The 14074-nt window shown below is 53.8% G+C and carries 11 protein-coding genes and 1 tRNA gene; 11 read left to right on the forward strand and 1 reads right to left on the reverse strand.

Annotated elements, in window-relative coordinates; translation table 11 throughout:
* Positions 1-34 precede the first annotated feature (34 nt).
* The 8 genes from KSF73_15555 to KSF73_15590 all read left to right on the forward strand — a co-directional run bounded on the left by KSF73_15555 (position 35) and on the right by KSF73_15590 (position 7724).
* Complete coding sequence (locus tag KSF73_15555) at positions 35-1285, forward strand: M48 family metallopeptidase (GenBank protein ID MBV1777136.1); 1251 nt, start codon at positions 35-37, stop codon at positions 1283-1285.
* A gap of 17 nt (positions 1286-1302) precedes the next feature.
* Positions 1303-1617 (forward strand): 4a-hydroxytetrahydrobiopterin dehydratase, encoded by a 315-nt coding sequence (locus KSF73_15560; GenBank protein MBV1777137.1) that lies wholly within the window; start codon positions 1303-1305, stop codon positions 1615-1617.
* 2 nt (positions 1618-1619) lie between these two features.
* Positions 1620-2501: a ribosome small subunit-dependent GTPase A gene (rsgA, locus tag KSF73_15565; GenBank protein ID MBV1777138.1), complete on the forward strand. Its 882-nt coding sequence runs from the start codon at positions 1620-1622 to the stop codon at positions 2499-2501.
* Positions 2502-2675: 174 nt separating this feature from the next.
* Positions 2676-2888 (forward strand): 30S ribosomal protein S21, encoded by a 213-nt coding sequence (rpsU, locus tag KSF73_15570; protein MBV1777139.1) that lies wholly within the window; start codon positions 2676-2678, stop codon positions 2886-2888.
* Between the two features lie 255 nt (positions 2889-3143).
* A complete protein-coding gene (locus KSF73_15575) occupies positions 3144-3584 on the forward strand; it encodes a GatB/YqeY domain-containing protein (GenBank protein ID MBV1777140.1) in 441 nt (146 codons plus the stop codon).
* A gap of 4 nt (positions 3585-3588) precedes the next feature.
* Complete coding sequence (gene dnaG, locus KSF73_15580; GenBank protein MBV1777141.1) at positions 3589-5436, forward strand: DNA primase; 1848 nt, start codon at positions 3589-3591, stop codon at positions 5434-5436.
* A 202-nt stretch (positions 5437-5638) separates the two neighbouring features.
* Positions 5639-7582: an RNA polymerase sigma factor RpoD gene (gene rpoD, locus KSF73_15585; GenBank protein MBV1777142.1), complete on the forward strand. Its 1944-nt coding sequence runs from the start codon at positions 5639-5641 to the stop codon at positions 7580-7582.
* Positions 7583-7647: 65 nt separating this feature from the next.
* Positions 7648-7724, forward strand: a tRNA-Ile gene (locus tag KSF73_15590).
* Positions 7725-7898: 174 nt separating this feature from the next.
* Here KSF73_15590 and KSF73_15595 read toward each other — a convergent pair.
* Positions 7899-8486 carry a hypothetical protein gene (locus KSF73_15595; GenBank protein ID MBV1777143.1) on the reverse strand — a complete coding sequence of 196 codons (588 nt, stop codon included), beginning with the start codon at positions 8484-8486 and terminating at the stop codon, positions 7899-7901.
* A gap of 208 nt (positions 8487-8694) precedes the next feature.
* Here KSF73_15595 and KSF73_15600 point away from each other — a divergent pair, with 208 nt between their 5' ends.
* The 3 genes from KSF73_15600 to ligA all read left to right on the forward strand — a co-directional run bounded on the left by KSF73_15600 (position 8695) and on the right by ligA (position 13943).
* Positions 8695-10599, forward strand: coding sequence for a sigma 54-interacting transcriptional regulator (locus tag KSF73_15600; protein ID MBV1777144.1), 1905 nt, complete (start codon positions 8695-8697; stop codon positions 10597-10599).
* A 95-nt stretch (positions 10600-10694) separates the two neighbouring features.
* A complete protein-coding gene (locus tag KSF73_15605) occupies positions 10695-11783 on the forward strand; it encodes a hypothetical protein (protein MBV1777145.1) in 1089 nt (362 codons plus the stop codon).
* 72 nt (positions 11784-11855) lie between these two features.
* Positions 11856-13943, forward strand: a complete 2088-nt coding sequence (gene ligA, locus KSF73_15610; protein MBV1777146.1) for an NAD-dependent DNA ligase LigA — start codon at positions 11856-11858, stop codon at positions 13941-13943.
* Positions 13944-14074 lie beyond the last annotated feature (131 nt).

Below are 14074 nucleotides of genomic sequence, written 5' to 3' on the forward strand. Positions count from 1 at the left end.
TCCCTTAGTCTGCTTCATGGAACCTAATGATTTTATGGATGTAATGCAATTCACCCAGATATTTGTTGGCGCGGTGGCCATCAACATATTGCTGCAACTCTGGTTAAAAACCAGGCACATCCGGCACATCAGTGCACATCGGGAGGCTGTTCCCGTTGCCTATGTCGGCAGCATCGATCTCGAACAGCATCAAAAGGCGGCAGACTATTCCATTGCAAAGGCAAGGTATGCCCGACTCGCGCTGGTCTGGGAATCCGCACTTCTGATTGCCTTTACACTGGGCGGGGGGATTGCCTGGCTCGATAATGTGTCGCGTAGCATGCTGGGTGACGGGATTGCGGGCGGACTCGGGCTATTTGCGCTTCTGGGGCTGGCCAATGGGCTGCTGGATTTGCCGTTCTCTCTTTATCAGACATTTGTGCTTGAGACTCGATTTGGCTTTAACAAAGTTACCCCGGCATTGTTTGTCACCGACTTGATCAAAGGGACTTTGCTCGGTGCAGCAATCGGCCTGCCTTTGCTCTCGGTCGTACTCTGGCTCATGAGCCAGGCAGGCTCGACATGGTGGATCTGGACCTGGGGAGTGTGGACGGGATTTGGCCTGCTGATGATGGCCATCTATCCAAAGTGGATCGCCCCCATATTTAACAAATTCTCGCCACTTGAAGATGCATCGCTCAAAACCCGTATTGACGCATTGCTGGTTAAGTGCGGTTTTCAGTCCAATGGCGTATTTCTGATGGATGGCAGCAAGCGCTCCAGTCATGGAAATGCCTATTTCACCGGCTTCGGTAAAACCAAGCGAATCGTATTTTTCGATACCCTGATCGAACGACTGACGCCAGTCGAAATCGAGGCTGTGCTTGCACATGAGCTGGGACATTTTGCCTGCAAGCATATCGTGCAGCGTATGGTCGTGTCGTATGTGCTCGGGTTTGTAGTGCTTGCCCTGATGGGCTGGATGAAAGATGCAAGCTGGTTTTATGCTGCGCTTGGCGTACCGCACCCGTCAACGGCCGCTGCACTGGTCTTGTTCTTCCTGGCCTTGCCGGTGTTTACCTTCCCGTTTGGCTGGATCGGCAGCTTTATGTCGCGCAAGCATGAATTCGAGGCGGACGCGTTTGCGGTTGCCCATTCGGATGGCGCAGCGCTGGAAAGTGGGCTGATCAAGCTCTATCGTGACAATGCATCCACGCTGACGCCTGATCCGCTGCATTCTCTTTTTTATGATTCCCATCCGCCTGCATCGCTGCGTATTGCGGCGCTGCGCGGAAGCAAACAATAAAGCACAGGAGCGTACCTATGTCTTTGGTAAATGAACGTTGTGGCGCTGTCGTACCGGCACTGGATCAGGCTGGCATTGAAGCGTTACTGAAGGAAGTGTCCGGCTGGGCGTTCGAAGGCGGCAAAATCGTCAAAACTTTCCGTTTTGCCAACTATCACGAGTCTGTGGCCTTCGTGAATGCAGGCGCATGGATTGCCAACAAGGAAGATCATCACCCCGAAGTCTTCCTGACCTACAATACTGTGCGCGTGGCGTTTGATACGCACTCCTGCAATGGCATCAGCCGCAATGATTTCATTTGCGCCGCCAAATACGACGCACTGGTAGCTTGATCGTGTCAGTGGTGCGTGCGCGGGTGGTAGAAGGTCATGGTAAGTCCTTTATCGTGGAAGTGGAGGGCAGCACGCGCTACATCGCGACTGCTCGCAAGAAAAAGACCGACTTTGCAGTGGGTGATCATGTCGAAGTACTGATTTCTAATGCAGAGCAGGCTGTCATCGAGTCGGTGCTGCCGCGCACCAGTCTGCTCTATCGCTCCGATGAGTTTCGCGAGAAGCTCATCGCCGCCAATGTGACCCAGATCGGGATTGTGCTGGCTGCCGTGCCTTCATTCTATGAAGAGCTGCTGAGCCGCTGCCTGATTGCCGCCGAAGATGCGGGCATCCGTGCACTCATCGTATTGAATAAGTGTGATCTGCCCGAGACAGAAGCAGTGCGTCCTTTGCTGGCACCCTATGTGGCTATGGGCTATCCATTGGTTGAGATCAGTGCGGCGCAAAATATCGACCCCATCCTGCCGTACCTGAAAGATCAGGTCACCGTGCTGGTTGGACAAAGCGGGATGGGTAAATCTACGCTCATCAACGCCTTGCTGCCCGAAGCGTGTGCCCGGACGAACGATATTTCCGTCGCGCTCGATTCCGGCAAGCACACCACCACGCATGCGACCCTGTATGGGCTGTCTGCGGGCGGCGAGCTGATTGACTCGCCCGGTTTGCAGGCATTCGGTTTGCGCCATCTAAAGATTCAGGACGTGATTCACCTTTTCCCTGAGTGCCGAGAGCTGGCTGGCGGGTGCCGTTTTTCCAATTGCCGCCATGATCGCGAGCCTGACTGTGCCGTGATTGCTGCGGTCGAGCAGGGCAGCCTGCTGCCGCAGCGTCTGGCGCTGATCCGCGCACTGCAGGCCGAATCTGGCGATAACAAGCGCTACTGACAGCAAGGGGTGTGCTACATGCCTGATCGAAAAATCAGGCGCTTGCACATCTTCTGTCGGTCTGCGAGTCCTTGATTTGTCAGCAAAAAGAAAAGCGTTGTATAATCGTGGTTCACTCGGGCATCCGCCCGAATTTTTTAATAACCTTTCTTTTAGAAAGTAGGATTGATATCCATGCCTAGCGTACGCGTCAAGGAAAACGAGCCGTTCGAAGTGGCCATGCGCCGTTTTAAGCGTTCTGTGGAAAAGACTGGCCTTCTGACCGAACTCCGCGCTCGCGAGTTCTACGAAAAGCCAACCACCGAGCGCAAGCGCAAGCTCGCTGCGGCCGTGAAGCGTCATTACAAGCGCCTGCGCAGCCAACAGCTGCCGCAAAAGCTGTACTAAGACGCTTCCCGCGTAACTTCGCACACAAGGCCGCGCAAGAGTCATCTTCGCGGCCTTGTGCTATTAATGCCTGCTTCCGATTCGCGATTGTGACCACATAGAGTGTGGCCATTGTTGCCGGGGCAGTGAAAGCGCTATCATCAGACGTCTTCTGACACTCGGGCTGACCGTCATCTATCGGTCGGCCTTTGCTTTTGCAATCAAATGCGTGTGTCCGAGCCTCTTCTTCCATTCCGAGTATTCACGAGAATCGCCATGAGCCTGAAAGAACGAATTACCGAAGACATGAAATCCGCCATGCGTGCCAAAGATACCGCGCGCCTGGGTACCATCCGCCTGCTGCTGTCGGCCATGAAGCAGCGTGAAGTGGACGAGCGGATCGAGCTGTCCGATGCGGATATCGTTGCGATTGTCGAAAAGGAAGTAAAGAAGCGTCGTGACTCGGTGACGCAATATGAAGCAGCAGCGCGTCAGGATCTGGCTGACATTGAAAAAGCGGAAATCATCGTACTGCAGGATTACATGCCGCAGCAAGCTGATGAGGCTGAAATTGCTGCTGTGATTGATGCAGCGGTGGCTGCACATGGTACGACCGTGGCCGTGATGGGCAAAATCATGGGCGAGGCAAAGGCCAAGCTTGCCGGTCGAGCTGATATGTCCAAGGTGTCAGCTGCGATCAAGGCACGCCTGAGCTGATTGCATGGCCCGTTTGCCGGAAGACTTTGTTCAGGATCTACTTCATCGAGTCGACATTGTCGAAGTGGTGGAGCGCTACCTGCCGCTTAAGAAGGCAGGGATGAACTATGCAGCGTGCTGTCCGTTTCACAAGGAAAAGTCACCTTCTTTCACGGTCAGTCCAACCAAGCAGTTTTATCACTGTTTTGGCTGTGGCGCGCATGGCTCGGCAATTGGCTTTGTCATGGAGTACGAGGGCATCGGTTTTCAGGATGCAGCCCTCAAGCTGGCCGAACAGGTGGGCATGCAGGCGCCGAAAATGGAGACTTCTCCTGATGCGCCGCGCCAGCATGCGCGCCATGCCAGCCTGGTTGACCTGAATCGTGAGGCTATGCAGTTTTACCGCAACTCGCTTAAGGCATCGCCCCGCGCAATTGATTATCTGAAGCGACGGGGATTAAGCGGGCAGATTGCTGCGCGATTCGGCCTGGGGTTCGCCCCAGAGGGTTGGCATCCACTTGCTCAGGTTTTCTCCGACTATGCAACACAGCCGGCATTGGCTGAAGTAGGGCTGGTGATTGACTCCGAGGATTCCGGTCGGCGCTACGATCGCTTCCGCGACCGAATCATGTTTCCGATCATTGATGGCAAGGGTGTTGTGATCGGCTTTGGCGGGCGCGTCATCGATAAGGGGGATCCGAAGTACCTCAATACGCCTGAAACACCACTGTTCCATAAAGGCTATGAATTGTACGGCCTGCCACAGGCACGTCAGGCGATCCGCGAAAAGGGACGTGTGATGGTGGTGGAGGGTTATATGGACGTGGTAGCCCTGGCTCAGTTAGGGGTTGAATACTCGGTGGCCTCGCTGGGGACAGCCTGCACGCCGGATCACATCAAGAAATTACTGCGTCTGGCAGATGAGGTGGTGTTCTGTTTCGATGGCGATGCTGCTGGCCGTAGGGCTGCGTGGCGCGCACTGGAAAACAGCCTGGGTCAGGTGAATGATGGCAAGCAACTGAATTTCCTGTTCCTGCCGGCCGAGCATGATCCCGATAGCTATATCCGTGCATTTGGAAAGGATGCGTTCGAGTCCTTCATGGCGGAGCAGTCGGTGGGGCTCGTGGCATTCCTGACGCGAGAGCTTGCTTCTCAGTACGATCTGGGAGGGGATGCCGGCAGGGCGCAATTTCTGCATGCATCCAAGCCATTGGTCGAGCAGGTAAAGGCCCCGGCTACCCGTCTGTTACTGCGTAATCGCATTGCCGAAATGGCTGGTTTGGCCGGTGAGGATGCGGGTGAGTTGCTTGGTGTGCGCGCACCTGCAAGATCAAAGGAATCGTCGCGATCGCGCGAATATGAGTCCGGCGGCGGTAAGTTTAAGGGCAAGAAAAAGCGCGACGGAGATCGCCCCCAGTGGGTGGAGCGTCGGCCGCGCACATCGACCGATTTGGGGCGTGAGCTCTTGCAGTTGCTTATGTTTGACCCCAACTATGCGTGGCAGATGCCTGAAATGGATGTGCCTGCGGAGTTAATGACGTCCAATATCGATGCACTCTGGCAGGTGGTTGATCGTGTGCATCAACTCGGGCGCGCACCGCTGGGATCGCACCTGCTGGAAAGTTTCCGGGATGATGATGTGTATTCTCTTCTGGAGCAGGCGCTGAGTACCGGTGATGAGCACTACAGTAAGTCTGACGCAAAAGATGTAGCAAAGGCCTTTGCGGATGGATTGCAGCGTTTTCTTCTCCAGGTGGAGCGGCATATGGGCGAAATCCGCCGTCGCGAGCTGGAAGAAAAGGGCATTGCAGCCATGAGCGATGCTGAAAAAGATGAATACCGTCGCCTGGTCTTCCTTGCAGTTTCGGGGTGACGCTGGTCAGGTCGCACTGTACCTGAATTCAGGCCGGGGCTACGCTGAATTCCATGCGAGTGACGGGAACAAAGTGGTGTGGATGTGGGTCAAAGCAGAACAACGCTTTGCTTTTCCACGGATTTTCAACCGGGAAATACCATGAGGATTGGTTTTGTGCTAATATTCACGGTTTACCCGTCTCAGCTTTCGAGAAAGAGATATGGCGGCTGATCAAGAACTCGATAAGTCCAAATCCGACACCAAGAAGGGCGATGGAGAACTTCGCCTGGATACTGAAGCGCGCAAGGCTCGCTTCAAGACACTGATCGTGCTCGGTAAAGAGCGCGGCTATCTGACATACGCCGAGATCAACGATCACCTTCCCGAAGATATGCTCGATGCAGAGCAGATCGAAGGCGTGATCAGCATGATCACCAATATGGGCATTCAGGTTTACGATGAAGCGCCTGATGCCGAGCAGTTGCTCATGTCCGATGCAACCCCGGCGGTTGCAGATGACGACGCCGTTGAAGAGGCGGAAGCAGCACTGTCCACTGTGGACTCCGAATTTGGCCGCACCACTGATCCTGTCCGCATGTACATGCGCGAAATGGGAACGGTTGAGCTGCTGACGCGCGAAGGCGAAATTGAAATCGCCAAGCGTATCGAAGACGGCCTGAAGCACATGATTCAGGCGATCTCCGCATGCCCCACAACCATCTCCGATATCCTGGCGATGGTCGATCGTGCGCTGCTCGACGAAATCCGTATCGACGAAGTGATCGATGACTTCATCGACCCGAATGCGGTCGAAGAAGAAGAGCCTGTCGATCTGCCCGATCCGGAAGCTGAGGACGATGAAGCGATCTCCGATGGCGCGGATGAAGAGGAAGAGGACGAAGATGGCGGCGCTGCTGCGTCGAATGCCAACCTCGAAGAACTCAAGGCCAAGGCTGCCGAACATTTTGCGGTGATTCGCCAGTTGTTCGAAAAGGCTGTTGCTGCGCTGACTAAGGACGGCGTGCAGTCCAAGGAGTATCAGGAGCTGCAGGCTCAGATTTCAGCCGAGTTCTTGAAGATTCGCTTCTCTGCCCGTCAGGTTGAAAATCTGTGCGACAAGCTGCGTAATATCGTCGATGAGATTCGTGGCTTCGAGCGCGAGATCATGGACATCTGCGTGCAGAAGGTTCGTATGCCGCGGGAACACTTCATCAAGGTGTTCCCCGGTAACGAAGATAACCTGGACTGGGTGCGTGGCGAAATTGCTTCGGGCAAGGCTTATGCAGTTGTCCTTGAGCGCTACCAGCACGCCATCATGGAGAAGCAATCCAAGCTGGCCGAGCTGCAGAAAAACGCACTGATCCCGATTCGCGATCTGAAGGAAATCAACCGTCAGATGAGCACGGGCGAAGCGAAGGCTCGCCGTGCAAAGCGCGAAATGATCGAGGCCAATCTGCGTCTGGTGATTTCCATTGCCAAGAAGTACACCAACCGTGGACTGCAATTCCTGGATCTGATTCAGGAAGGCAATATCGGTCTGATGAAGGCCGTGGACAAATTCGAATATCGTCGCGGTTACAAGTTCTCGACCTATGCCACCTGGTGGATTCGTCAGGCCATTACCCGCTCGATCGCCGATCAGGCACGCACCATCCGTATTCCGGTTCACATGATCGAAACGATCAACAAGATGAACCGGATTAGCCGCCAGATTCTGCAAGAAACCGGTGTCGAGCCGGATCCGGCAACGCTGGCTGAGCGCATGGAAATGCCGGAAGAGAAAATCCGCAAGATTCTCAAGATTGCCAAAGAGCCAATCTCTATGGAGACGCCGATTGGTGATGATGATGACTCCCATCTGGGCGACTTCATCGAGGATCAGAACAATATGGCTCCGGTTGATGCGGCGGTCTATGCCAGCTTGCGCGATGCAACTCGCGAAGTGCTGGATACACTGACCACGCGCGAGGCCAAGGTGCTGCGGATGCGTTTCGGTATCGAAATGAATACGGATCACACACTGGAAGAAGTCGGCAAGCAATTTGACGTGACGCGTGAGCGGATTCGTCAGATTGAAGCTAAGGCGCTGCGTAAGCTGCGTCACCCGACTCGTTCCGAGCGCCTCAAGAGCTTCGTGGACAGCCAGGGCGGCGGGGAAAGCTAGTATTTCAGGTGTTTGGCCATTTGATTTGCTTATGGCCTTCTGATATATTCCTCCCCTTCCTGTATGGGCCTGTAGCTCAGTTGGTCAGAGCAGAGGACTCATAATCCTTTGGTCCAGGGTTCAAGTCCCTGCGGGCCCACCAGTAGATTAAGCATTTAACCCGGTTCACTCGACCGGGTTTTTTGCATTTCGACGGACTGGTTTGTGCAGCGTTCTGTGGTGATAATCACTGCCTATAAAACAAATCAGGCGCATTCCTGCTGGAAGTGCGCCTGATTGATATCGGATGTCACCGTCTGGATTGCTTGACTGTGTACTAGCGGTAAGACTGCTGTCGAGCGACCCCTAGAATGGGAAGTGCCTCGATTGCACTGTGCAGGATTACCCGCGACTCATCGTGGCCTTTAACTTTTGTGAGCGCCTCAGTCAGGGCAAGCAAAGCCTGGCGCAGTTCGACTTCCGTATCTGCGTTGCCAATTCTACGGCGGAGTAGCATGCCTTTCAGGCCAAGATGCTGCTCGACGATGTTGCGCATGTCCATTGCAACTGCCTGCAGATGTTCCGGTAATTTGCTGGATACTTTGGATGCGGGGGTGGCAAGCTCTTCGTTGCTCGCAATGGTGTCTGCAATATCCATCTGTGCAGGCATCAGTTGCGTAGGCTCCCCCTCGGCAAGGATGGTAGGGGCATCATTGCCGTCAGAGACAAGCTCAATGAACTGCTGGCTGATCAATTCGTCTACCAGGCTCTCATTGTTTCCAAGTGAGACTGAGAGAGTCTTGATCTCTTCAAGGGACTTGCTGCCGTCGATTTGCAGCAATAAGGTGCGCTTTCGCATTGGCAGCTTGTGTTCGCCCTCGCGAACTTGTAAAGCCGCAATTCCAGCATCGGTTTTGCGGAGCATGGTACCCACCTTCATTCTCCCCTATATATCTTGTATTGTTACGTAGCCGCCAACATTAGCACAAAAGCATACTCCCGCTGTGAAATATTGGACAATAGGCGTAAAACTCGGCGCTTGTGTTGCAATGCGACAAACAATGCTGAAGGGTTTGATTACGGCAGGTACAATTCAAGAATGAATCATCAATTCACATCTGAAATGAAATGGCATGACTAGGCAGATAGTGCTCAGTAATTCGCCACGCATTCTGGTCTTTGCTACATACCATTTGGGTCAGCTCATCCATTCGGTCGTGTCCGCCCATGCGCCCCGTGTTGTGCTGAAGGTCGTGAAAGCAACAGCAGACGAGTTGCAGCAACGCATGAAGCTGGAAGCGGATACATTTTTGCCTGACGTAGTGCTGGCTGCAGGAAGAGGGGCTGATTGGATTCGGGCGCATGCGGCTGTGCCGGTCGTGGTGATTGAGGCGGGTAGTTTGGCGTTGCTGGAAGCAATCGCCAGAGCACGCCAGAGCCACGCCAAAGTTGTCGTGGTTGGTCGCGAGCGGCTGCATACCCAGTTCCAGCGGCTTGCCGGATTAATCCCCGATGAGGTGGCGTATTTCCGTTACGAGCTAGATTCGGATGTAATGGAGATGCTGGCGTCGCTTGAGTGCGCGACTGATGTGGCAATTGTAGGCTCAAGCCGAATTGTCGAGCTTGCTGGCGCACATGCGTTGCAGGGCGAGCTGGTGTATTCGATTGAATCGGTGATGCGGGCATTGCAGAGTGCTTTGGAGCTGGTTCGTCTAGCGCATCTTGAAAAGGCGCGTCGCGAACGAATCGATAGAATTCTCGAAGGGTTGGCTGAAGGGGTTGCTGCGGTAGACATGCAAGGGCGTCTTCAGACCGTGAATCCTGCATTGGCCCGCCTGCTTGGTACTACACCAGCTTGGGCGGAAGGCAGAATCTTGTCAGAAATGGCAAGTGATCTCGCGATGGATGCAGTATTGCGCACAGGTGATCCAGTACGTGATACCGTGGTACAGTTGTCTGGAAAGACATTACTGGCACAAAAAATTCCGCTCTACGAGGCTGGCGTACAGGTGGGCGCCGTCCTCACCTTGCAGGCGACTGCCTCGATTGAGCGCGCAGACCGAAGTTTAAAGGCAAGACACAGGACAAACCGGTTCCGCGCCAAATATACACTTGATCAAGTGGTGGGAGAGTCTGCTGCCATCAATCAAGCCAAATCATTGGCAAGATTGTATGGCGATAGTGATGCGTCCGTGTTAATTATTGGCGAATCAGGTACGGGCAAGGAATTGTTTGCTCAGGGAATCCATCGAGCTTCCGCACGCTGTAATGAGCCATTTGTTGCGGTAAATTGTGCTGCCTTCCCCGAAACGCTGCTCGAATCCGAATTGTTTGGGTACGAGGAGGGCGCATTTACGGGCTCAAGACGTGGCGGTAAGCCTGGATTATTTGAAGTCGCAGAGGGTGGAACGCTGTTTCTCGATGAAATAGCGGATATGCCGGTGACGCTGCAATCCAGATTGTTACGCGTATTGCAGGAGCGTGAAGTGCTGCGTTTGGGGGCGACAGACCCCGTGCCCATTGATGTACGCATTATTGCCGCAACGCATGCCAACTTGCTGGATGCAGTACTGGAAGGTACATTTCGCCGGGATTTGTATTACCGGCTAGCGATTCTGACGCTTCACATTCCGCCGCTTCATGCGCGTGTCGAGGATATTCCGCAGATCGCCCGGGCCATGCTGAACGATATTCAGTCTCGCTTGGGCAAACAGTGGCAAATGGCGAGATTAATTCAATGGTTAACCGAAAATACAGCACATTATATGTGGCCTGGCAATGTTAGAGAGCTTCAGAATATTTTGGAGCGATTGTCTGCCTTTGCTGCTATCCATGGTGACATGGATGAATCCCAATTCCGTTTGTTAGTGCCGGAAATCGAAAATCATGAAGCAGTTGAAGGTGTGCTTGCCGGTAAAATCAATCAATTACGGCGCGATGAAGCGATGAGTATGGTCGCACTGTGTGGTGGTGACCGAGTGGCAGCTGCAAAGCGGCTAGGCGTATCGCGTACGACACTTTGGAGACTTTTGCGATAGTGGTATTGGCGAGTGCGTCTTGTTCCGTTAAGCTCCGTCATGAACGATTGTGCATCCACAATATGCCCCATGCATACTTCTGAAGATAGTTTTAAATGAGTGAATTTCATCTGATTACCCTAGGCGTGGCGCTGGCAATAGTAGCAGCCGTATGGGGCTTCAATATTTGGCAGGAGCACCGTTTTAAAAAACGTGCCGCTGCTGCGTTTTCGCGCAATCATCCCGATGTTTTGCTCGAAACGCCAAAAAACAACGTACGGCCAGGCGAGTCTGTCAGGCGCGTGGAACCGTCTATGGGCGCTGGCCAGGCTGCAATAGAAGCATCCAATGTCCCTGTGCTGAACGACCAAATTTCAGTTGTGGCAGACATGGTAGAGGTGGATTCGCCTCTGGCAATCGCTGCAGCCATGCTGGATCCTGCATATGACTTCATTGGTGACGTGCATTTCGGCGAGCCAGTCTCTGCCAAAGAAATCCCTGCGTTTGAGCTGGGGCGCCGCGTATGCGTGCTCGGCCTGTCCGAACGAGACGAGTGGGAAATTGTCAGTACTGAGGGGCGATATGAAGATTTGCGCGTGGGCGTACAACTCGTAGATCGTCAGGGTCCTTTGAATGAAGGGCATCTTGCAGTGTTCTGCGAACAGGTTAATGCATTCGCTGAAAAGCACGGCGGCGTTGCCACCTTTCCTCGCCGCGAAGACAAATTGCGCATTGCTCGCGAACTGGATCGCCTGTGCGCACAAATGGATGCCATTATTGGATTAAATGTGGTGTCCAGCCGTAATCCGTTTCCGATCTCCCGCGTGCAGGCATGTGCCGAAGGTGCGGGTCTGAAAATGGAATCCGATGGCGTGTTTTATGCCAGAACCGAATCAGGGCGTAAGTCATTTGTGCTGATGGATAGGCATAATCGTCCGCTTGATTCGCTTGAGGATACGCCTTCCGTTACGCTGCTTCTGGATGTACCTCGCGTCGCTGGCGGACAGGACGCCTTTGACAAGATGACGGATCTGGCTCAGCAACTGGCTCTCACGCTTGGCGGTGACCTGGTTGACGATGAAAGCCGTTCGCTCAATCCTTCGGATTTGGCTAGTATCCGTAAAAAGCTCGGACAGATTGAAATCATGATGGATGAGCATGGTATGCCATCTGGTGGGGTGGTTGCCTGCCGCTTGTTCAGTTAGCTTGGTTGTTAAATGTTAATTTTGAGCGGTGCCGCAATACTTGCTGCACCGCTTTTCATTTGGATGTGATGAATGGCCTCTCCCGCTGAATTGATCGCTGCCTTGTCTGCGCAATTGAATCAGTATGCCCACGAGTATTACGTACTGGATACACCGTCGGTACCTGATGCCGAGTACGACCGACTGTTCAATCAGTTGACTGCACTAGAGGCGGAATACCCCGAACTCAAGCGGCCGGACTCGCCGACACTGCGTGTCGGTGGCAGGGCATTGGATGCGTTTGCTCCCGTCACCCATGACATCCCGATGCTGTCGATAAGAACGGAAACCGATCATGGCCCGGAGGGCGCGCGGCAATTTGATGCACGTGTTCGCAAAGAGCTCGGCGTGCAATCGGCCGATCTACTGATTGAATACGCAACCGAACTCAAGTTTGATGGCTTGGCGATTAGCCTCCGCTACGAGTCCGGGGTGTTGGTGCGCGCAGCGACACGCGGTGATGGCCAAACCGGCGAAGATGTAACACACAATATTCGTACCATTGGCCAGATTCCGCTTCGCCTAACCGGCGTGACTTGCCCTGTACTGGAAGTAAGAGGTGAGGTTTACATGCGTCGCGATGACTTCGATCGCATGAATGCCGCACAAATTGCAAAGGGCGAAAAGACATTCGTTAATCCGCGCAATGCCGCGGCAGGGGCTGTACGCCAGCTGGATCCCAAGATTGCGGCCACGCGACCACTCAGTTTCTTTGCATATGGATTGGGCAAAGTAGAGGGGTGGGATGTGCCTGCCACTCATTCCGGCATGCTGGATGCCCTGCAAGCGATGGGGATGCCGGTATGCGCTGATCGAGCTGTCGTGCAAGGGGCTGACGGTCTGATTGAATTCCATCAGTGTATTGCTGGCAAACGTGATGAGTTGCCATTTGATATCGATGGCGTGGTCTATAAGGTGAATCGGCGAGACCTGCAAAATGAGCTTGGGTTTGTTAGCCGAGAGCCTCGCTGGGCTGTGGCTCACAAATATCCTGCACAGGAAATGCTTACCGAGGTTGAGGCCATCGACATTCAAGTCGGTCGGACAGGGGCGTTGACACCGGTTGCCCGCCTCAAGCCTGTATTTGTGGGGGGCGTGACGGTGACAAATGCGACCCTGCACAATTTAGATCAAATCGAACGCTTGGATGTGCGCGTGGGCGACACCGTCATTGTACGACGGGCGGGAGATGTGATTCCTGAAGTTGTGGCTGTCGTATTGGAAAAGCGACCCATGGTAGAAGAAGTCATTGATTTGGTGACCTCTCGTTCTGTGCCGCAATATTCGCCGTTTGTGATGCCAACGCATTGTCCGGTCTGTAATTCGCATGCTGTGCGCGAAGAAGGTGAGGCAGCTTTTCGCTGTCAGGGCGGGCTGGTATGTCCTGCGCAGATGAAGCAGGGCTTAATCCACTTCGTAGGCAGGCGCGCCATGGATATCGAGGGGTTGGGCGACAAACTGGTCGAGCAACTCGTAGATGCCGGCAAGGTGGGTTCCCCTGCAGACTTCTATTCTCTTGGCATGATGGATTTGCTAGGCCTTGAGCGCATGGCGGAAAAGTCGGCTGCCAATGTCCTTGCTGCGATTGATAAAAGTCGTCAGACGAGCCTGCAGCGACTGATTTATTCGCTGGGTATCCGCAATGTAGGGGAGGCAACGGCGAAAGATCTAGCTCGGCATTTTGGTTCGCTGGACGCTATGGTTCAAGCTGCTACCGGTATCGACGAAGAAGCCGCAGTGCTTGCGCTGCAGGCAGTACCGGATATCGGCCCCATCGTTGCGCACTCGATTCGTGATTTCTTAATGGAGCCGCACAATATTGCCATCCTTAATGCTTTGCGGGAGAGAGGGGTGATCTGGGCGGAAGGCGAGCCTGCTGCGAGTGCTTCGGGGGCGTTAGCTGGTAAGACATTTGTATTGACCGGGACATTGCCAACCCTGTCGCGGGATGATGCGACTACTTTGATTGAACGGGCTGGTGGCAAAGTAACAGGGTCAGTCTCGAAGAAAACCGATTTTGTGGTGGCAGGCGAGGCGGCTGGTTCTAAACTAGAGAAGGCAAATACCCTTGGCGTACGTGTATTGGACGAGACGGCATTTCGTGAATTATTAGGGAAATGATGCGGCTGATACTTATATTTGCCACGTTTTTCCAATAAGATGTGCCGGATGTCGAAAATCGACAGATTCAGAACGACAGGGAATTTGAACAACCTCGTCTACGTTTGAAAGTAGACGTACATGGCTAGATG

The sequence above is a fragment of the Burkholderiaceae bacterium DAT-1 genome (assembly GCA_019084025.1).
In the GTDB taxonomy this organism is placed as follows: Bacteria; Pseudomonadota; Gammaproteobacteria; order Burkholderiales; family Chitinimonadaceae; genus DAT-1.